The organism is Comamonas odontotermitis, from assembly GCF_020080045.1.
Classification (GTDB): Bacteria; Pseudomonadota; Gammaproteobacteria; order Burkholderiales; family Burkholderiaceae_C; genus Comamonas; species Comamonas odontotermitis.
Map to the genome: position 1 here is coordinate 3,677,798 of NZ_CP083451.1, position 19,317 is coordinate 3,697,114.

Genomic DNA, 19,317 nt, shown 5'->3' on the forward strand with positions numbered 1-19,317 from the left:
CCTCGGTGTCGGCCTGTTTGCTGTTACGCCCCTTACCTGCATGGTCGGCTTGTTGTGTTGTAGTGCGCCAGACGCTGGGCCGCGTCCGTCTTTTCAACCTGCCATGCGATTCAAATCATCAGCACTTGATGCCCACATGCAACGCGGTGATACCCGCCGTCATGTTGTGGTAGTCGACATGCCCAAAACCTGCCTGATGCATCATGGCCTTCAACTCCTTCTGGCCAGGGTGCATGCGAATCGATTCAGCCAGATAGCGGTAGCTGTCCGCGTCACCCGCCACCATCTGCCCGATACGTGGGAGCACCTGGAAGGAATACAAGTCGTACGCCTTCTCGAGCGGCTTGGCCACCTTGGAAAACTCCAGCACCAGCAGCTTGCCGCGCGGCTTGAGCACGCGGTTCATTTCCTTGAGGGCCACATCCTTGTGCGTCATGTTGCGCAGGCCGAAAGCCACGCTCACCACGTCAAAGTAGTTGTCGGGAAAAGGCAGCGCCTCGGCATCGCACACCATGGTGGGCAGATGAATGCCTTTGTCGATCAGGCGGTCACGCCCCACCCGCAGCATGGCTTCGTTGATGTCGGTGTGCACCACCTGGCCGCTCTTGCCCACCTTCTTGGCAAAGGCCAGGGACAGGTCGCCCGTACCGCCGGCGATATCCAGCGCGCGCTGGCCTTCCTTGAGGTTGGCGACCATCACGGTGTACTGCTTCCAGATGCGGTGCAGCCCACCGGACATCAGGTCGTTCATCACGTCGTACTTGCTCGCAACCGAATCGAACACGCCGCGCACTTTGCGCGCCTTGTCCTTTTCATCAACCGTCTCAAATCCAAAGTGGGTGGTACTCATAGTTCGAATGCTAGCAAGCTCTGCAACGCCTCTCCTGACAAACCCCGCCATATGGGCGGGTATGCAATCAAAGGTATTTGATGCCGCAGCTCAATATGATCAAGCGCATGCAGCTATCAAATCAATAGCTTTATATACAAAATATTTCGTCTGATCCATGCAGCGCATGGCCTGCACAGCGCCCCGCCTCGCGCAGCGGCGCGCTTTTTCCGATCAATGGTGGTGGCCGCAGCTCCCGCCCGAAGCGCCTGCCTTTGGCGCCATGGGCTGGTCGCGGTCCACACCGGCAGCCTGCAACTTGTCCAGATAACCCTGCCACAGCTCGCTCTGCCGCTCACCCAGTTCGTACAGGTACTGCCAGCTGTAGAGGCCGCTTTCATGCCCGTCCGAGAAGATGGGCTTGATGGCGTAGTTGCCCACCGGCTCCACGGCAACGATGGTTACATCGCGCTTGCCGGTCTGCAGCACCTCCTGCCCGGGGCCGTGACCCTGCACCTCGGCAGAGGGCGAATACACACGCAGCAGCTCGAACGGCAGCTTGAATGCAGCGCCATCGGCGTACTGCACCTCCAGCACGCGCGAGGCGCCATGCACGGTCAGCGCGGTCGGTGTCGGGGTGTCGCGGTTCAAGCCAGCCATGGGGTTCCTTTGCAGATCCACAGCTCGCACTGCAGATAAAACAGCCTCTTGCGCACATCTGGCGTGCGCAATGCCATCCAAAACAATAGCAATTATGCCGCAACCAGACGCTCAAGCGCAGCAACCATGCGCGCCTCGGCGGCGGGCAGCTGCGCGGCCAGTTCAGCCTCTAGCGCAGTGTTGCGCTCGCGCTGCACCGCAGCCCACACCGAGCCCGGAAAGTGGCTGTCGTCGCTGTAGCGGGCAATCACATGCCAATGCAGATGCGGCACCATATTGCCCAGTGCCGCCACATTGATCTTGCGTGGTGCAGGGGTCATTGCACGCAGTGCCAGCTCCACGGCCACGACGGCATCCATGCACCATTGGCGCTGATCGGCAGGCAGATCGGAGAACTCTGCCACATGCGCAGCCCAGACCACACGATAAAAAGCAGGAAAACCCGCTTCTTCCGCATGGATGACACGCAAGGCGCCGCCCGCACGAGCGCCCTGCCATACCAGGCGGCCACCTGTGCCGTGGCACAGCGGGCAACCGGGGTTCGGTTCGATGGCAGGGTTCGTCATACCAGCACCCGCTCGATGCCGCCGTTATTGGCGCGCTGCACGTATTCGGGCATCCAGTTTTCACCCAGGATCTCGCGCGCCATCTCGACGACGATGTAGTCAGCCTCCAGCAGGCCGTTCTGCAGATCGTCCTGGTAGCGGTTGAGGCCCTGCAAGCAGCTCGGGCAGCTGGTCAGAATCTTGACGTTGTCCTTGGCGTCCACCTGGCCTGCATCGCGCAACTGGGCTTCGCCCTTGCGGATTTCCTCGGTCTTACGGAAGCGGATCTGGGTCGAGATATCGGGGCGGGTCACGCCCAGCGTGCCCGATTCGCCGCAGCAGCGCTCGCTCTTCAGCACGTTGTCACCCACCAGCGCCTTCACGGTTTTCATCGGGTCCTGCTGCTTCATCGGCGTATGGCAGGGGTCGTGGTACAGGTATGCACTCTTGCCCTGCAAGGTCACGCCCTTTTCCAGCAGGTATTCATGGATGTCGATGATGCGGCAGCCCGGGAAGATCTTGTCGAACTGGTAGCCCTGCAGCTGGTCGTAGCAGGTACCGCAGCTCACCACCACGGTCTTGATGTCCAGGTAGTTCAGCGTGGTTGCCACGCGGTGGAACAGCACCCGGTTGTCGGTGATCATCTTCTCGGCCTTGTCGAACTGGCCGCTGCCGCGCTGTGGATAACCGCAGCACAGGTAACCCGGCGGCAGCACGGTCTGCACACCGGCATGCCACAGCATGGCCTGCGTGGCAAGGCCCACTTGGCTGAACAGACGCTCCGAGCCGCAACCGGGGAAATAGAACACCGCCTCGGTTTCCGAATTGGTGGTTTTCGGGTCGCGGATGATGGGCACGTAATCCTTGTTCTCGATATCAAGCAAGGCGCGCGCCGTCTGCTTGGGCAAGCCGCCAGGCAGTTTCTTGTTGACGAAGTGGATCACCTGCTCCTTGATCGGCGCAGTGCCCACGCTCGCTGGCGGGTGCGCGGTCTGGCGCCTGCCCAGGCCCTTGAGCACATCAACGGCCAGCCGCTGGGCCTTGAAGCCCACGCCCACCATGGTCTTGCGCAGCAGCTTGATGGTGTCGGGATTGGTGGCATTGAGCATGGCCATCGCCACCTTGTTGCCGGGGCGGAAGCTCTTCTTGCCCATCTGGCGCAGCAGATTGCGCATGTTCATGGTCACGTCGCCAAAGTCGATCTTGACCGGGCATGGCGTGGCGCACTTGTGGCAGACCGTGCAGTGGTCCGACACGTCCTCAAACTCCTGCCAATGGCGGATGGACACCCCACGGCGCGTCTGCTCCTCGTAGAGGAATGCCTCCACCAGCAGCGATGTCGCCAAAATCTTGTTGCGTGGCGAATACAGCAGATTGGCGCGCGGCACATGGGTGGCGCACACCGGCTTGCATTTGCCGCAGCGCAGGCAGTCCTTGACCGAATCAGCAATCGCGCCGATATGGCTTTGCTGCATGATGAGCGATTCATGCCCCATCAGGCCAAACGACGGCGTGTAGGCATTGGTCAGATCAGCATACATCAGCGATTTGCGCGATTTGTCGCCTTCGTGCGTCTGCTCCAGCAGCAGGCGGCGCTCCTCGGCCCGCAGCAGCTTGCCCTTGTTGAAGTGGCCGTGCGGGTCGATCTTGGCCTTATATTCGGCAAAGGGGCGCAGTTCGTCGTCGCTCAGGAACTCCAGCTTGGTGATGCCAATGCCATGCTCGCCCGAGATCACCCCACCCAGGCTGCGAGCCAGGGTCATGATGCGCGCCACCGCCGCATGGGCCGTGGTGAGCATCTCGTAGTCATCACTGTTGACGGGCAGGTTGGTGTGCACATTGCCATCCCCCGCGTGCATGTGCAGCGCCACGAACACGCGGCCCTTGAGCACGCGCTGGTGGATGGCCACCACCTCGTCCATGATCGGCTGGTAGGCCGAGCCGGTGAAGATCGCAGCCAGCGGCGCGCGCAGATCGGCTTTCCAGCTCGCGCGCAGGGTATGGTCCTGCAGCAGGCGGAACTGGCCTTCCACGTTGTTCAGCCAACCCTGCCAGCGCCCATGCACCTCGGTCACCAGCGACAGGGCCTGCGCCACGCGGTCTTCCAGCAGTTCTGCGGACGGAATCTCGCTCGCGTCGTCCTGCTTGCCCAGCGGCAGTTGGCCATTGGCAAAAAAGGCGTGCAACTCGTCGCACAGCTTGATCTTGTTCTGCAGCGACAGCTCGATGTTGATGCGTTCGATGCCGTCGGTGTACTCGGCCATGCGCGGCAGCGGAATCACCACGTCTTCGTTGATCTTGAAGGCGTTGGTGTGGCGGCTGATGGCCGCCGTGCGCTTGCGGTCCAGCCAGAATTTCTTGCGCGCCTCGGGGCTGATGGCAATGAAGCCTTCACCGCTGCGCGAATTGGCGATGCGCACCACCTCGCTCGTCACGCGTGCCACGTCGTCCGGGTTGTCGCCCACGATGTCGCCAAACAGCACCATCTTGGGCAGGCCGCCGTGCTTCTTGCTCTTGGTGGAATAACCAACCGCCTTCAGGTAGCGGTCATCCAGGTGCTCCAGCCCCGCCAGCAGCACGCCCGAGCGCTTTTGCTCGGCGAACATATAGTCCTTGATCTCGACGATCGAAGGCACCGCATCCTTGGCATTGCCAAAGAACTCCAGGCACACCGTGCGGGTGTGTTCCGGCATACGGTGCACCACCCAGCGCGCGCTGGTAATGAGGCCATCCGTGCCTTCCTTCTGCACGCCCGGCAGGCCCGAGAGGAACTTGTCGGTCACATCCTTGCCCAGACCTTCCTTGCGGAACTTGTAGCCCGGAATGTCGAGCCGCTCCGTGCGCAGCAGCTTCTTGCCTTCGGCATCGAGGTACTTCAGCTCGAAGCTAGCCATCTCGGCATCGTGGATCTTGCCCAGGTTGTGGTCCAGGCGCGTCACCTCCAGCCACTGCGCATCAGGCGTCACCATGCGCCAGCTGGCCAGGTTGTCCAGCGCCGTCCCCCAGAGAACGGCCTTCTTGCCGCCTGCATTCATGGCGATGTTGCCGCCAATGCACGATGCCTCGATCGATGTCGGGTCCACGGCAAACACAAAACCACCGCGCTCGGCCGCATCGGCAACGCGCTGCGTCACCACCCCGGCCTGCGACCAGACCGTAGGCACCAAGTGATCCACACCGGGCAAAGACACCATCTCCACCTCGGTCATCTTTTCCAGCTTTTCGGTATTGATGACCGCGCTGCGCCAGGTCAGCGGAATCGCGCCACCCGTATAGCCGGTGCCGCCACCGCGCGGCACGATGGTCAGCCCCAGCTCGATACAGGCCCGCACGAGCCCAGCGATCTCTTCCTCGCCATCGGGCGTCAGCACCACAAAGGGGTATTCGACGCGCCAGTCAGTGGCATCGGTCACATGGCTCACGCGCGAGAGGCCATCGAACTTGATGTTGTCCTTGGCCGTAATGCGCCCCAGGGTGCGCTGCACCTTGCGGCGCAGCTCCGTGGCCTCCTGCAGGGTTGTATCGAATTCGGACACTGCAACCTGGGCGGCTTCAATCAACTGCCCCACCAGCGCATCGCGCGCAGCGTCTTCTGCGGGTGCGCGGCGTTTCTGCACCTCGGCCAGGCGGTGGTGCAAGGCTTCCACCAGTTGCTTGCGGCGGCCGGGGTTGTGCAGCAGGTCATCCTGCAGGTAGGGGTTGCGCTGCACCACCCAGATATCGCCCAGCACTTCATAGAGCATGCGGGCCGAGCGGCCCGTCTTGCGCTCCTGGCGCAGCTGGCCCAGCAGGTTCCATGCATCGAAACCCAGCAGGCGAATCACGATTTCACGGTCGGAGAACGAGGTGTAGTTGTAGGGAATCTCGCGAAGACGGGCTGGCCCGTCGACCTGTGCTTGCAAGGTAGCCAGCGCAATCGGTGCATTCATGGATGAAACCTGTACGGGAGCGTGGGGCTCCCTGGGAGTTGGCAGTGGGGGCACCGATTTTATGACATGGGGCAATTACGCATGGCTCCAGCCCGCAAAAGCAGATATGTCGCTCCAGTTCTCCAAGATCAAAGCCTTTTCCCAGCACCAGGAATTTTCTCTATTTTTCTCATTTGATCGAATTTGAGCATTTAATCGGGTCGGGACATGCCTAACACAGATGTTTGACCCCCTTGTGTGACAGCCCCAACGATGGACTAGGCAAATTCCCGGGTGGTTACATTTTTTCTTTCAACCTAGAATACAGCCTGTCTTACAATCGTAACGTCTTGTATTTGTTGACGCTGTATGCCTGTACAACCGGGTTTCCCCAGTTGCTTCACCAACGGCGATATGCCACAACGTCACAGAACATTCACAAACGCCTCATACGATTCGTTTTTGAGCGTTTTTCATAACCCAGGAGCATTCATGCACTTCAAGCGTTTGGCCATCGCTGCCGGTATCGCAGCCACCACAAGCCTGTCCGCCCATGCAGTCACCGACATCCAATGGTGGCATTCCATGACCGCCGTGAACAATGAGTGGGTCAACGATCTGGCCAAGGAGTTCAATGAAAGCCAGAAGGAATACAAGATTGTTCCTACCTACAAGGGCGCCTACGACGAATCGATGACCGCTGCCATCGCGGCCTTCCGCTCGGGCAACGCGCCAGACATCCTGCAGGTGTTCGAAGTGGGCACCGCCACCATGATGGCCTCCAAGGGCGCCACCGTGCCCGTGGGCAAGGTGATGGCCGACGCTGGCGTCACCTTTGACCCCAAGGCCTACATCCCTGCCGTGGCCGGTTACTACACCGCCCCTAATGGCCAGATGCTGAGCTTCCCCTTCAACAGCTCGACCACCATCTTCTATTACAACAAGGACGCCTTCAAGAAGGCCGGCCTGAACCCCGACAAGGCCCCCACCACCTGGCCTGAAGTGTTTGAAGCTGCCAAAAAGCTCAAGGCAAGCGGCCACAGCTGCCCCATGACCCTGGCATGGCAAGGCTGGACCCAGCTGGAATCCTTCTCCACCTGGCACAACGTCGAGTTCGCCACCGAGCAAAACGGCCTGAGCGCCAATGGCTACAAGGCGCGCATGAAGATCAATTCGCCCCTGCACGTCAAGCACATCGACAATCTGGCCGCAGCAGCCAAGGCTGGCGAGTTTGTCTACAAGGGCCGTGGCTCGATTCCTCAGGCATCGTTCACCGCTGGTGAATGCGCAATGATCCAGACCTCGTCGGGCTTCTACGGTGATGTGGCCAAGAACGCCAAGTTCGCCTACGGCCTGTCGACCCTGCCTTACTACTCTGATGTCAAGGGCGCGCCTCAGAACACCGTGATCGGCGGCGCCTCGCTGTGGGTGATGGCAGGCAAGTCGGCCGACCACTACAAGGGCGTGGCCAAGTTCTTCGAATTCCTGTCGCAGACCAAGGTGCAGGCCGCCTCGCACCAGCGCACCGGCTACCTGCCTGTGACCATGGCTGCCTATGACCTGACCGAAAAGTCCGGCTTCTACCAGAAGAACCCTGGCACCGACACGGCCGTGACGCAGATGATCCGCAAGGTGACCGACAACTCGCGCGGTATCCGCCTGGGCAACTACGTACAGATCCGTACTATTGAGGACGAAGAACTCGAGCAGGTCTGGGCTGGCAAGAAGAGCGGCAAGGAAGCGCTGGACTCCATCGTGACCCGCGGCAACGAGCTGCTCACCCGCTTCGAGAAATCGTACAAGAAGTAATCCTTTCACGGACTCGCATCTGCCCTGTCTACACGGGGTGGATGCAGGCCTGATCCCGCCCTCCGGACGCTGAAAAAAGCTCCGGCGGCTTTTTTGTTTTTAAGCTCCATTATGGAAAAACGCGTCCTTTTCCGATCCAAGTGGCTACCCTGGGTGCTGATAGCACCGCAGCTGCTGATCATCGGCATTTTCTTTTTCTGGCCCGCCGCGCAGGCAGTGCTGCAGTCGTTCCAGATGGAAGACGCTTTCGGCATGAGTACGGAATGGGTCGGCCTCGACAACTTCCGCACCCTTTTCGCCGACCCGACCTATCTCGACTCGTTCTACCGCACCGCCATCTTCTCAGTACTGGTTGCGGGCATCGGCATTGCCTCATCGCTGGCACTTGCCATTTTTGCGGACCGCATCGTGCGCTTCGCCATGGTCTACAAGACCTTGCTCATCATTCCCTATGCCGTGGCACCCGTGATCGCTGGCGTGCTGTGGATCTTCATGTTCTCGCCATCCATCGGCGTGGTGGCCTATTTCCTCGACAAGCTGGGCTATACCTGGAACCACCTGATGAACGAAAACCAGGCCATGGCGCTGATCGTGCTGGCCTCGGTGTGGAAGCAGATCTCGTACAACTTCCTGTTCTTCCTGGCTGGCCTGCAGTCCATCCCCAAGGCGTTGATCGAAGCTGCCTCCATTGATGGTGCCGGTCCATGGCGCCGTTTCTGGAACATCCAGCTGCCACTGCTCTCACCCACCACCTTCTTCCTGCTGGTGATCAACATCGTCTACGCCTTTTTTGACACCTTCGGCATCATCGATGCGGCCACCCATGGCGGCCCCGGCCAATCGACCTCGATTCTGGTCTACAAGGTGTATCTGGACGGTTTCAAGGCGCTTGACCTGGGTGGATCGGCCGCGCAGTCGGTGATCCTGATGTGTATCGTTGTTGTGCTGACTGTGATCCAGTTCCGCTACGTTGAAAAGAAAGTGCAGTACTGATCATGGTGGACCGCAACCCCTGGCTTAGTTTCTTCTCGCATGCCGTGCTCATCCTCGGCGTGGCACTCGTGGCCTTCCCGCTGTATCTGGCGCTGGTGGCTTCGACGCACACCTCTACCGAAATCGTGCAGGCGCCTATGCCGCTGCTGCCCGGCACCCACATGTGGGAAAACTACAAGGAAGCGCTGCTGGGCTCCGGCAAGCTCGGCTCCAACACCAATGTAGTGCACATGATGTGGGTGAGTTTCGTGGTCGCCATGATCATCACCGTGGGCAAGATCGCGATCTCGCTGCTGTCGGCGTTCGCCATCGTCTACTTCCGCTTCCCCTTCAAGATGGTCTGCTTCTGGGCGATCTTCCTGACGCTGATGCTGCCTGTGGAAGTGCGTATCCTGCCCACGTACAAGGTCGTGGCCGAGCTGGGCCTGCTCAACAGCTACGCGGGTCTGTCCCTGCCGCTGATCGCCTCGGCGACCGCCACCTTCCTGTTCCGACAGTTCTTCCTGACGGTGCCGGACGAACTGGTAGAAGCAGCGCGCATTGACGGCGCCGGTGCCATGCGCTTTTTCAAGGACATCCTGGTACCCCTGTCCAAGACCTCGATCGCGGCCCTGTTCGTGATCCAGTTCATCTACGGCTGGAACCAGTACCTCTGGCCGCTTCTGATGACCACCTCGGAGGACATGTACCCCGTGGTCGTCGGTATCAAGCGCATGGTTGCTGGCGGCGGTGAAGCTGCCATCGACTGGAACATCGTGATGGCCACGGCCATTCTCGCCATGCTGCCGCCAACCTTGGTGGTGATGCTGATGCAAAAGTGGTTTGTCAAAGGCCTGGTGGATACCGAAAAGTAATCCCCCGTCTTACCCATCCACCATCTTTGACCGATTGAAAAAAAACCCGTTATGGCTTCCATCTCTCTCAAGAACATCGTCAAACGCTATGGCAGCGGCAAGTCTGCCGTGCCCGTCATCCACGGCGTCAACGCCGAAATCAAGGACGGCGAATTCATCGTGCTGGTCGGCCCTTCGGGCTGTGGCAAATCGACCCTGCTGCGCATGATCGCAGGCCTCGAGGAGATCACCGGCGGCGATCTGATGATCGGCGACCAGGTCGTCAACAACCTGGAACCTGCCAAGCGCAACATCGCCATGGTGTTCCAGAACTATGCGCTCTATCCGCACATGAGCAACTACGAGAACATGGCCTATGGCCTGAAGCTCGCCAAGGTGCCCGAGGACGAGATCAAGCTCCGCGTCGACAAGGCCGCCAAGATTCTGGAACTCTCCCACCTGCTGGACCGCAAGCCGCGCCAGCTGTCGGGCGGCCAGCGCCAGCGCGTGGCCATGGGCCGCGCCATCGTGCGCCAGCCCCAGGTCTTCCTGTTTGATGAGCCTCTCTCCAATCTGGATGCCAAGCTGCGCGGCCAGACCCGCATCGAAATCCAGAAGCTGCATGCCGAGCTGGGCATCACCAGCCTGTTCGTGACCCACGACCAGGTCGAGGCGATGACCCTGGCCCAGCGCATGATCGTGATGAATGGCGGCAATGTGGAGCAGTTCGGCACGCCCGAAGAGGTCTACCACACCCCCGCCTCCACCTTTGTGGCCGGCTTCATCGGCTCGCCTCCGATGAACCTGCTCAAGAATGCCCCTGGTGGCAAGTCTGGCCAGATTCTGGGCATTCGCCCTGAGCACATCGACCTGGTGCCTTCGGGCGGCTGGGAATTCAAGGTGGACACCGTCGAACTGCTGGGCGCAGAACGCCTGCTGTATGGCAAGGTGGGCGGCGAAGACCTGACCGTGCGCGTGGAAGAAGGCCAGGCCTACCCCAAGCCCGGCGAGACGGCGCGGATCCAGGCACGCGAAGACCGCCTGCACTGGTTCAACGCCGAAACCGGCAAGCGTATCTAAAACAGCAGCGAGTCGACGTGCGGCGCCTCAGGCCTGTTCTGAGGCAGCCACCACGGCCTGCCATGCAACGCAACGCACAACAAGCGCCCAAACTCATACTTTGCGGCGCTTTTTTACGCACTGCGGTTGATGTTTTTGCCAAAGGTCTATAGTCAAACACAGCTTTTTAGCCCGTCCCTCAAGCGCCAAAAGCTACTAAATTGATAGTATTCGAGAACGCCATGACACCCTCCACCCACTGGCCCTATCCCCGCTGGATCGCCCACCGCGGCGCTGGCAAGCTTGCGCCCGAAAACACCATGAGCGCCTTCCGCCTGGGCGCATCCTTTGGCTACCGCATGTTCGAGTGCGATGCCAAGCTCAGCAGCGACGGAGTGCTGTTTCTGATGCACGATGCTGATTTGAAGCGCACCACCAATGCCCAGGGCACGGGCAGCGACCTCAGCATGGGCGCGCTGGCCCAACTCGACGCCGGCAGTTGGCATTCGCGCAGCCATGCGGGCGAGAACCTGCCCACACTGGAAGCCCTGGCACGCTGGTGCTTGGCCAACCAGCATTTCCTCAATGTCGAGATCAAACCCACGCCCGGCCAGGAACTGGAAACCGGCCGTGCCACTGGCGCGCTGATGAACCGCATCTGGCCCCAAAATGTGGTGCCGCCGCTTTTCACCTCGTTCAAGCCCGATTCGCTGCGGGGCGCCCGCGAGGTTGCACCACACATCCCGCGCGGTCTGCTGGTGGACAAGTTTGCCGATGGTTCGGGCGAAGCCGACCTGCAACTGGCCGTGGAACTGGGCTGCCAGGCCCTGGTGCTCAATCATGCGCTGTGGAACACCGCGCTGGTAGCCAAGGTGCACGCCGCTGGCCTCTACTGCAGCAGCTACACCGTCAACGACGAATGGGCGGCCCAACGCCTGATCGATCTGGGCACGGACGGCATCATCACCGACCGGGTCGACCTGTTCAGCCCCGCCCAGGACGGCCCGAAGCTATGAAGAATGGAGCAGACAGCGTTTTTTCCATTTGATTTTTTGAATGAAAAGTCATAAAAACCATGGAGTGACGTGCGCAAACTGCTCCTGTCTTGATCGCACCCTCAAAAAAGCCCGGCAATGCCGGGCTTTTTCGCCAAAGTGCCTGGCCTCAGTCCATCTTGGTACCCGATGCCTTGACGGCCGCCGCCCAACGCGGCATTTCGCCCGTCAGGAATTTGGCGAACGCATCGGCGCCCAGGAAAGCAGGATCAGCGCCCTGCTCTACCATTCGCCCGCGCACATCGGGCATCTGCATCACCTGGCCAAAGGCACTGCTGAGCTTGGCCACCACCTCCTTGGGCGTACCAGTGGGGGCGAGGAAACCATAGAAACCCACCACCTCGAAGCCCTTGAGCCCGCTTTCGATGGCGGTAGGCACTTCGGGCAGCGCAGGGTTGCGCTCCTTGCTGGTCACGGCCAGTGCACGCACCTTGCCTTGCTTGTGGTAGGCGGCCGCCTGCGGAATGCTCTCGGCCATGAACTGGACCTGGCCACCCACCAGATCGGTGAAAGCCGGTGCGCTGCCCTTGTATGGGATATGAACCAGATCAAGACTGGTCGTGCTCTTGAACATCTCGGGCACCAGATGGCTGATACCACCATTGCCCGCCGAACCGAAGTTGACCTTGCCAGGATTGGCCTTGGCATAGGCAATGAACTCCTGCAGATTCTGGGCCGGCACCTTGTTGTTGACCAGCAACGCCAGCGGCTGCATCGCCGTGCGCGCCACCGGCGTGAAATCCTTCAAGGTGCTGTAAGGCAGCTTGGGATAGAGCGCCGGGTTGATCACCATCACACCAGTATTGGCGAGCATCAAGGTGTAGCCGTCGGCGGGCGACTTCATCACATCCTGCGCACCCACCGCACCACCTGCGCCGGGCTTGTAATCCACGATGATGGGCTGGCCCAGCACGCCCTGGAGCTTGTCGGTCAGCAGACGGGCATGCTGATCCAGCGGACCGCCAGCCGGAAAGCCGATGACGACGCGTATCGGCTTGGTGGGAAACGGCTGCTGCGCCTGCGCAGCGGTCACAAATGCCAGCCCAGCCACGACGGACAGGCCGATCAACACAAATTTCTTCATCGAGTGTCTCCCACAGGTTGTTATCAAAAGAGAAGCTTGCAGCGCAAGTTCTGCCTTATTTATAACGATAAAACTGCCTAAAAACCTTTTACGGCAAGCGTCAGTTACTCACTTTTTTGATGGGTGCCGAGCATTCCCGGCAGTACAGGCGCCGAAACCTCCGGGGCGTGCCCCGCTGCCTTGCGACGCCTCCATACCCACAGCCACCCCAGGCATTGCAAGCCGGTCAGAAGCACCAGCATATCCAGCGCCAGTTGGGCAGCCCATAGATGCTTGCTCATGTCGCGCACGCCTTCACCCAACAGCACGATGATGACCTGAGACACCACAAACAGCCCCAGCAGCAGGCTCCCCGCCGCCAACTGGCGCAGCCCGCTGGCATGGCGGCTGCGGCTGGCCGCAAAAAGCAGCAGGGAGCCCAACAGGAACAGTGGCGCCAGCGGCGTGATGGTACGCTCACGCACCTCGGTCATGCGCAGCAGCAGGTCCGTCACCCCAGATGCTCCGCCTTCCACCCGCCTGAGGTAGAAACTTCCAGGAAACACATGGAAGTACTGCACGGTGAAATGGCTGGGCAACGCATATTCGGCCAGGCGCCACAGAACTTGCGGATGGTGCAGGTAGGGCCGCAGTACGTCGGCCTTGCCCAGCTTGGGCGTGACGGAGTAGCAGGTGTGCTCGGTGTGCTGCACCTGGGTGCCGCCCGGGCCGGAGAGCGCATTGCCCCAGGCATCCACACCGATGCAGGCACGCCGGTCTGCCGGCACGCCCAGGTCATCGAGCTGCGCAGGCGTCAGCACCATGTACGAGCCCAGGTACACCCCATGGTAGGCATTGAGCCCGGCATTCTTGCCGATCAGCAAGGGCACCAGGCACACCACTTGTACGGCAAACAGGAGCTTGAGGAGTGCCCTGTCGGGCACCATCCGCTGCCAACGGCTGGCAGCCCACACGCACACCAGCGCCAGCAGCGGCAGATAGAAGTACTGCACCTTGGCCAATCCGCACACCAGGGCCCCAAGGCCCAGGCACAAAATCCGAACCGTCCGGCGCGATGCCAGCATACCCACCAGCAACAGGGGCAGTGCAACCAGGCATGCGTATTCGGCATAGAACGATTGGGCCATGCCGATGTTATGTGCCATGAAGAATACGGCCAGCCAGCCCAGGGCAAACACCGTGCACCACACCGCCCCGCGCTGCAATGCGGCTGCGCACTGCCAGGCCAATGCGCCAGCATACGCCAGCAGCAGCAGCTTGGCCGCCAGCGCGGTGCGGGAGATATCGAAAACCGCCCCCGGCAGGTAACGCTGCACCCAGCCTGCAAAGGTGAAGATGTGGGAAGCCAGTTCTGGATTGCCAGGCATGCGGAAGGGCCGCTCCGGCAGCGCCCAGCGAATGCCGTCCCCCAGAGGGGTTAGGTACAGGTGACCGACAACGCGCTGAAAATCATTGGTATCGACAAACAGCAAGGCCTGCGATCCGCAGATCAGGGCCACGCCAGCGACTCCCGCAGCAAAGAAACCAATAAAGAAAAGCCACCTGAAACGGCGGCTTGGCGGGGTCTGTGCGGAGGTCATCCCGCAATTATGTCTGAATTGTAAAGCTGCGAGGAGCTAACGCCGCCAGCTGCCCAGCACGGCCCACTGGCTGGTGGCGAGAGTCAATACCAGGAGCGCATAACCCACCACGCTGCCGTCGCGTCCCTGCCACAGCAACGCGACAAAAAGCGCAGCACATCCCGCCAGAAAATGCAGCGCCAACTGCCCATACCAGGGCAGGAGCGGTGTCGCCTTGCGCGCAAACACCCAGCGCGCGAGCACCAGGAGCACCGCCAAGAAGGCGGCGGGGGCACAGAAATTCAACAGATGCCACAGGCTGGCGATAGCAGGCATAAAACGAGGTGATTGATATAAGTCAAGGTGGTACTGACACGACAAGCGCTGGTTTGGCAGAGATTTTATAATCCATGCCATGGCAGTTTGGGCCCTGGGCATCAACCACACGACGGCGCCGGTCGATATACGCGGCCGGTTTGCATTTGCACTCGACAAGATTGCGCCGACTTTGCAGAGTCTGCGCTCCTCGATTTCGGGTGTGCATAGCCACGCCGGTGTGGAAACCGCCATCCTGTCCACCTGCAACCGCACCGAGATTTACTGCGCTGCCCGCGAGCCTGCGCTGGACCACACCCTGCGCTGGCTGGCCCAAAGCGGCAATCTGCCGCCCGAGGCGCTGCAGAAATACACCTATTCCCTGCAGGACGGCTTTGCCGCGCGCCACGCCTTCCGCGTGGCCAGCGGGCTCGACTCCATGGTGCTGGGCGAGGCGCAGATTCTCGGCCAGATGAAAAATGCCGTGCGTGCCGCCGAAGACGCCGGCTCGCTGGGCACCACCCTCAACCAGCTCTTTCAGCGTAGCTTTGCAATCGCCAAGGAAGTGCGCTCATCCACGGAGATCGGCGCGCACAGCATCAGCATGGCGGCAGCGGCCGTGCGCCTGGCAGGCCAGCTGTTCGAGGATCTCACCAGGATCCGCGTCCTGTTTGTCGGCGCAGGCGAGATGATCGAGCTATGCGCCACGCACTTTGCGGCCAAGCAGCCCGCGCACATCACCATCGCCAACCGCACCCTGGAGCGCGGCGAAAAGCTGGCCGCGCAGTTTGGCGCCAGCACCATGCGCCTGTCCGAGTTGCCCGATCACCTGCACGAGTACGACGCCATCATCAGCTGCACAGCGTCCAGCCTGCCCATCATTGGCCTGGGCGCCGTGGAAAGCGCGCTCAAAAAGCGCAAGCGCCGCCCGATCTTCATGGTCGATCTGGCCGTGCCGCGCGATATCGAAGCCGAGGTCAAAGACCTGGGCGATGTGTATCTCTACACCGTGGACGACCTGGCCCATGTCGTCAAGGCCGGGCAGGAGCTGCGCCAGGCAGCCGTGGTGCAGGCCGAAACCATCATCGACACCGGCGTGCAGCGCTTTGTGCAATGGATGGACCAGCGCGCCCCAGAGGGCGGCGCGGTACCACTCATCCAGCAGATTCATGCACAGGCCGACGTCTGGCGCGCAGCCGAGATAGAACGCGCCAAAAAGCGCCTGGCCAAGGGCGAAGATGTGGATGCCGTGCTCGAAGCCCTCTCGCGCGGCCTTGCGCAGAAGATGTTGCACGGCACCATGGCCGAGCTGCACACGGGCGACGCCGATGCACGCGCACAGACCGCCGATGTGGTCTCACGCCTCTTTCTGCGTGGCCAGCGCGGCGGCCACCAATCCGGCTTGTAGCGACGCTGCTCCCGCTGCAGCCACCCGCTCCTTTCCTTCCTCTTTTCGCTCCTGTTTTTGATAGCGTGCCACTTGTACGGCTGCCGCTGCAGGGCTATTTGACACCAAAATCATCATGAAAGACTTCCTCCGCCAACAGCTGGAACGCTATGTCGAACGCCTCAAGGAGCTGGATTTCCTGCTCTCGCGCGAAGACATCATGGCCAACATGCCGCAGTTCATGAAGCTCTCGCGCGAGCACACCGATGTGGCAGCCGTGGCCGAACGCTATGCACGCTTTGTGCAGGTGGAATCGGACATTGCAGGTGCCCGCGACATGCTGGCCGACCCGGACATGGCCGACATGGCGCAGGAAGAGATCACCAACGGCGAGGCCGAGTTGGAGCAACTAGCGGCTCAGCTGCAGCGCATGCTGCTGCCCAAGGATCCGGACGATGCCCGCCCCGCCTTCGTCGAAGTGCGGGCAGGCACGGGCGGCGACGAATCGGCGCTGTTTGCCGGCGACATCACCCGCATGTACACGCGCTACGCCGAACGCATGGGCTGGAAGGTCGAGATCATGAGCGCCAACGAGGCAGAACTCGGTGGCTACAAGGAAGTGGTGCTGCGCATTGACGGCGGTGACAACGTATACGGCACCCTGCGTTTTGAAAGCGGCGGCCACCGCGTGCAGCGCGTCCCCGCCACCGAAACGCAGGGCCGCATCCACACCAGCGCCTGCACCGTGGCCGTGATGCCCGAGCCCGACGAGCAGCAGGCCATCACCCTGAACCCGGCCGACCTGCGCATTGATACCTTCCGCGCCAGCGGCGCAGGCGGCCAGCACATCAACAAAACCGATTCGGCCGTGCGCGTGGTGCACTTGCCCACCGGCATCGTTGCCGAATGCCAGGACGGCCGCAGCCAGCACAGCAACAAGGCCAAGGCGCTGCAGGTGCTGCAGGCGCGCATCCAGGAAAAGGAGCGCAGCGAGCGCGCCGCCAAGGAAGCGGCCATGCGCAAGGGCCTGATCGGCTCGGGCGACCGCAGCGACCGCATCCGCACCTACAACTTTCCACAAGGCCGCTGCACCGACCACCGCATCAATCTGACCCTGTACAAACTGAGTTTCATCATGGATGGCGACCTGAAGGAGTTGATGGACGCCCTGCAATCGGAGCGCGAGGCCGAGCTGCTGGCCGAGCTGGAAGTCAACCAGTAAACCAGCAAGACTGGCGCACCATGTTCACCCACCGCCCCGGTATTGCCATACGCTCGGCGTTGTGCGTTGCATTGGCACTGGCTGCCAGTGGCACCTCTGCCCAGTTGGCGCGCAAGCCATCCATGTACGAAGACGGTCGCGCGGCTGGCACCGCCGCGCCGCAGGAGCTGATGGCGCGGCCTGCAGGCACGCCGACGCCCTCGCAAGCCATGGGCAATCACAGCAGCCAGCCTTTTGCGGCAGCGCTGCATAGCCAGGCGGAGTTTGACCAGTTCGCCCGCGTCTACAACACAGGCACGCCGCTGGCCCAGCCCCATGTCATCTTTGTGATCGATCGCCAGGCCCGGCCGGCACCTCGCCTGTATTTCATCAACACCCCCCGTTTTCAGTTGCATGACCGCTTTCTGCGCGAGCAAGGCCTGCTCGTGGGCGGCAAGGAGGCATTGAACCGCAACTACCGTGACGCCGGCCGCCGCTTCATTCTGGGCACGCTCAGCTGGCAGCCGCAGATCGATGGCTTTGTGTACGAGTTCTGGGAAGGCGATCAGTTGACCGCCACCCTGCTGCGCGAGACCGAAGCCCGGCTGCAAGGCAGCTTTTTTGCGCCCGTGCGCTTCAAGGCCAACTCCAGCGCGCAGGAACAGGTGGCTGCCGGCGCGGGCATCGCGCCGGTCACGCAAAGCGCCCTGATCGGACAGCAACGCTTCTTGCCGCTGAACCCAGGCCAGGCCGTAGGCCGCCTGCGCCTGGTGGACGATATCGACCAGGCGCGCGACCTGCTGCCCAGCGACATCGTCGTGCTGCGCCAGGTGCCCATCACCCTGCCACCCGTCGCTGGCGTGGTGACCGAGCAGCCCTCCACCATGGTCTCGCACGTCAACCTGCTCGCCAGGGGCTGGGGGGTGCCCAATGCCTATGTGCGCGATGCCAGCCGCGTGCTGGCGACCCACAACGGCCAATGGGTACAGTTGACCGTAGGCGCCAAGGACTACCAGCTGCGTGCCGCAACGGCCGACGAGCGCGAGAACGCCATCCAGAAATCGGCGCTCAAGCGCAGCGTTGCGGGCGCCAGCATCCACAAGGACACGCGAACGACCGCCCTGCAGCCGCTGGCTGCCCTGCGCGCGCAAAATCGCAGCCAATGCGGTGCCAAGGCCGCCAATCTGGGCGAGGTGCGACATGCCGCCATAGCGGGCATCAGTGTGCCGGACGGCTTTTGCGTGCCCTTTGGCAGCTATACCAGTGCCATGCAACGCTTTGGCCTGGCAGAAAAAATGGCGCGCATGCAGCAGCAGCCCGGCTTTGACAGCGACGCCGCCGTGCGCCGCACTGCTTTGGCAGCGCTGCGCACCGAGATCGAGCAGATGCCGCTGGACGCCACCCTCACCCAGCATCTGCAGGCACGCTGGGCCAGCCAGTTGCAGACAGCAGGCGTGTTCGTACGCAGCTCATCCAGTTCGGAAGATCTGCCCGGCTTTAGCGGAGCGGGCCTCTACACCACCGTGCCCAACGTGAAGGGCGAAGCCGCGCTGCTGGACGCCGTGCGCAAGGTATGGGCCTCGGTCTTCAATTTCGAGGCCTGGGAGGCGCGCCACGCCGCAGGCATTGCGCAGGACGCCGTCGCCATGGCCGTGCTGGTGCAAAAGGCGGTGGATTCTGAGGCCTCGGGCGTGATGGTGACGCGCGACCCACTGGGTGGCACGCCACACAGCGTTTTCATTGCTGCCAAGCGCGGCATCGGCATCCGCGTGGTGGAGGGCCGCCGCGTGGCCGAGCAGGTGCTGTACTCGCGCCGCAGCCGCGCCGTGCAGGTACTCAGCCGATCTGCCGAAGACACCGAACTGCGCCTTGCACCCGGTGGTGGCGTGCAGGAAGTGGCAGTGGCACAGCGCCAGGTGCTGACGGATGCACTGGTGCAACGCCTGGCAGATGCAGGTGCGGCGATCGAAGCGCGCTTTGGCGCGCGCACGCAGGACATCGAATGGGCCGTGGCCGGAGACCGTATCCTGATCCTGCAATCCAGGCCTTTTGTGCAGTCTGCGCGCAACTAGAAAGCGCA

16 protein-coding genes are annotated in these 19,317 nt (G+C 61.7%); 9 read left to right on the forward strand and 7 right to left on the reverse strand.

Features of this window, described 5'->3' with window-relative positions; all coding sequences use genetic code 11:
* Positions 1 to 118: 118 nt before the first annotated feature.
* The 4 genes from ubiE to LAD35_RS17010 all read right to left on the reverse strand — a co-directional run bounded on the left by ubiE (position 119) and on the right by LAD35_RS17010 (position 5,963).
* A complete protein-coding gene (ubiE, locus tag LAD35_RS16995) occupies positions 119 to 850 on the reverse strand; it encodes a bifunctional demethylmenaquinone methyltransferase/2-methoxy-6-polyprenyl-1,4-benzoquinol methylase UbiE (RefSeq protein ID WP_224150147.1) in 732 nt (243 codons plus the stop codon).
* A 213-nt stretch (positions 851 to 1,063) separates the two neighbouring features.
* Complete coding sequence (locus LAD35_RS17000) at positions 1,064 to 1,489, reverse strand: gamma-butyrobetaine hydroxylase-like domain-containing protein (protein ID WP_224150148.1); 426 nt, start codon at positions 1,487 to 1,489, stop codon at positions 1,064 to 1,066.
* 92 nt (positions 1,490 to 1,581) lie between these two features.
* Positions 1,582 to 2,055 (reverse strand): HIT family protein, encoded by a 474-nt coding sequence (locus LAD35_RS17005; protein ID WP_224150149.1) that lies wholly within the window; start codon positions 2,053 to 2,055, stop codon positions 1,582 to 1,584.
* Entirely contained in the window at positions 2,052 to 5,963 is a 3,912-nt protein-coding gene (locus LAD35_RS17010; protein WP_224150150.1) for a DUF3683 domain-containing protein, read from the reverse strand. Before LAD35_RS17010 ends, LAD35_RS17005 begins: the two co-directional genes overlap by 4 nt.
* Here LAD35_RS17010 and LAD35_RS17015 point away from each other — a divergent pair.
* The 6 genes from LAD35_RS17015 to ugpQ all read left to right on the forward strand — a co-directional run bounded on the left by LAD35_RS17015 (position 5,962) and on the right by ugpQ (position 11,652).
* Positions 5,962 to 6,150, forward strand: coding sequence for a hypothetical protein (locus LAD35_RS17015; RefSeq protein ID WP_224150151.1), 189 nt, complete (start codon positions 5,962 to 5,964; stop codon positions 6,148 to 6,150). The two genes, LAD35_RS17010 and LAD35_RS17015, sit on opposite strands and share 2 nt — an antisense overlap.
* Positions 6,151 to 6,434: 284 nt before the next feature.
* The gene (gene ugpB / locus LAD35_RS17020; RefSeq protein ID WP_224150152.1) at positions 6,435 to 7,751 is read left to right on the forward strand and encodes a sn-glycerol-3-phosphate ABC transporter substrate-binding protein UgpB; all 1,317 of its coding nucleotides are present in this window, start codon (positions 6,435 to 6,437) and stop codon (positions 7,749 to 7,751) included.
* A gap of 111 nt (positions 7,752 to 7,862) precedes the next feature.
* Complete coding sequence (gene ugpA, locus LAD35_RS17025; protein ID WP_224150153.1) at positions 7,863 to 8,744, forward strand: sn-glycerol-3-phosphate ABC transporter permease UgpA; 882 nt, start codon at positions 7,863 to 7,865, stop codon at positions 8,742 to 8,744.
* A gap of 2 nt (positions 8,745 to 8,746) precedes the next feature.
* Positions 8,747 to 9,598 carry a sn-glycerol-3-phosphate ABC transporter permease UgpE gene (gene ugpE / locus LAD35_RS17030; protein ID WP_224150154.1) on the forward strand — a complete coding sequence of 284 codons (852 nt, stop codon included), beginning with the start codon at positions 8,747 to 8,749 and terminating at the stop codon, positions 9,596 to 9,598.
* 51 nt (positions 9,599 to 9,649) lie between these two features.
* On the forward strand, positions 9,650 to 10,657 hold the full coding sequence (locus tag LAD35_RS17035; protein ID WP_224150155.1) for a sn-glycerol-3-phosphate import ATP-binding protein UgpC: 1,008 nt from the start codon (positions 9,650 to 9,652) through the stop codon (positions 10,655 to 10,657).
* 221 nt (positions 10,658 to 10,878) lie between these two features.
* The gene (ugpQ, locus tag LAD35_RS17040) at positions 10,879 to 11,652 is read left to right on the forward strand and encodes a glycerophosphodiester phosphodiesterase (protein WP_224150156.1); all 774 of its coding nucleotides are present in this window, start codon (positions 10,879 to 10,881) and stop codon (positions 11,650 to 11,652) included.
* A 148-nt stretch (positions 11,653 to 11,800) separates the two neighbouring features.
* Here ugpQ and LAD35_RS17045 read toward each other — a convergent pair whose 3' ends face one another.
* The 3 genes from LAD35_RS17045 to LAD35_RS17055 all read right to left on the reverse strand — a co-directional run bounded on the left by LAD35_RS17045 (position 11,801) and on the right by LAD35_RS17055 (position 14,670).
* On the reverse strand, positions 11,801 to 12,775 hold the full coding sequence (locus LAD35_RS17045; protein WP_224150157.1) for a Bug family tripartite tricarboxylate transporter substrate binding protein: 975 nt from the start codon (positions 12,773 to 12,775) through the stop codon (positions 11,801 to 11,803).
* Positions 12,776 to 12,879: 104 nt separating this feature from the next.
* The gene (gene wsfD / locus LAD35_RS17050; protein WP_224150158.1) at positions 12,880 to 14,355 is read right to left on the reverse strand and encodes a glycan biosynthesis hexose transferase WsfD; all 1,476 of its coding nucleotides are present in this window, start codon (positions 14,353 to 14,355) and stop codon (positions 12,880 to 12,882) included.
* 36 nt (positions 14,356 to 14,391) lie between these two features.
* Complete coding sequence (locus LAD35_RS17055; RefSeq protein ID WP_224150159.1) at positions 14,392 to 14,670, reverse strand: hypothetical protein; 279 nt, start codon at positions 14,668 to 14,670, stop codon at positions 14,392 to 14,394.
* 79 nt (positions 14,671 to 14,749) lie between these two features.
* Between LAD35_RS17055 and hemA the strand changes: the two genes are divergently transcribed.
* The 3 genes from hemA (at position 14,750) to LAD35_RS17070 (ending at position 19,309) form a co-directional block, all read left to right on the forward strand.
* The gene (gene hemA / locus LAD35_RS17060) at positions 14,750 to 16,057 is read left to right on the forward strand and encodes a glutamyl-tRNA reductase (RefSeq protein WP_224150160.1); all 1,308 of its coding nucleotides are present in this window, start codon (positions 14,750 to 14,752) and stop codon (positions 16,055 to 16,057) included.
* A 115-nt stretch (positions 16,058 to 16,172) separates the two neighbouring features.
* Positions 16,173 to 17,258 carry a peptide chain release factor 1 gene (gene prfA, locus LAD35_RS17065; RefSeq protein WP_224150161.1) on the forward strand — a complete coding sequence of 362 codons (1,086 nt, stop codon included), beginning with the start codon at positions 16,173 to 16,175 and terminating at the stop codon, positions 17,256 to 17,258.
* 20 nt (positions 17,259 to 17,278) lie between these two features.
* Entirely contained in the window at positions 17,279 to 19,309 is a 2,031-nt protein-coding gene (locus tag LAD35_RS17070; protein WP_224150162.1) for a PEP/pyruvate-binding domain-containing protein, read from the forward strand.
* Positions 19,310 to 19,317: the final 8 nt, after the last annotated feature.

Bases quoted from the DNA above. Each gene is read 5' to 3' on its own strand.
- ubiE (WP_224150147.1), bottom strand. From the start codon at position 850: ATGAGTACCACCCACTTTGGATTTGAGACGGTTGATGAAAAGGACAAG.
- LAD35_RS17000 (WP_224150148.1), bottom strand. From the start codon at position 1,489: ATGGCTGGCTTGAACCGCGACACCCCGACACCGACCGCGCTGACCGTG.
- LAD35_RS17005 (WP_224150149.1), bottom strand. From the start codon at position 2,055: ATGACGAACCCTGCCATCGAACCGAACCCCGGTTGCCCGCTGTGCCAC.
- LAD35_RS17015 (WP_224150151.1), top strand. From the start codon at position 5,962: ATGGATGAAACCTGTACGGGAGCGTGGGGCTCCCTGGGAGTTGGCAGT.
- LAD35_RS17010 (WP_224150150.1), bottom strand. From the start codon at position 5,963: ATGAATGCACCGATTGCGCTGGCTACCTTGCAAGCACAGGTCGACGGG.
- ugpB (WP_224150152.1), top strand. From the start codon at position 6,435: ATGCACTTCAAGCGTTTGGCCATCGCTGCCGGTATCGCAGCCACCACA.
- ugpA (WP_224150153.1), top strand. From the start codon at position 7,863: ATGGAAAAACGCGTCCTTTTCCGATCCAAGTGGCTACCCTGGGTGCTG.
- ugpE (WP_224150154.1), top strand. From the start codon at position 8,747: ATGGTGGACCGCAACCCCTGGCTTAGTTTCTTCTCGCATGCCGTGCTC.
- LAD35_RS17035 (WP_224150155.1), top strand. From the start codon at position 9,650: ATGGCTTCCATCTCTCTCAAGAACATCGTCAAACGCTATGGCAGCGGC.
- ugpQ (WP_224150156.1), top strand. From the start codon at position 10,879: ATGACACCCTCCACCCACTGGCCCTATCCCCGCTGGATCGCCCACCGC.
- LAD35_RS17045 (WP_224150157.1), bottom strand. From the start codon at position 12,775: ATGAAGAAATTTGTGTTGATCGGCCTGTCCGTCGTGGCTGGGCTGGCA.
- wsfD (WP_224150158.1), bottom strand. From the start codon at position 14,355: ATGACCTCCGCACAGACCCCGCCAAGCCGCCGTTTCAGGTGGCTTTTC.
- LAD35_RS17055 (WP_224150159.1), bottom strand. From the start codon at position 14,670: ATGCCTGCTATCGCCAGCCTGTGGCATCTGTTGAATTTCTGTGCCCCC.
- hemA (WP_224150160.1), top strand. From the start codon at position 14,750: ATGGCAGTTTGGGCCCTGGGCATCAACCACACGACGGCGCCGGTCGAT.
- prfA (WP_224150161.1), top strand. From the start codon at position 16,173: ATGAAAGACTTCCTCCGCCAACAGCTGGAACGCTATGTCGAACGCCTC.
- LAD35_RS17070 (WP_224150162.1), top strand. From the start codon at position 17,279: ATGTTCACCCACCGCCCCGGTATTGCCATACGCTCGGCGTTGTGCGTT.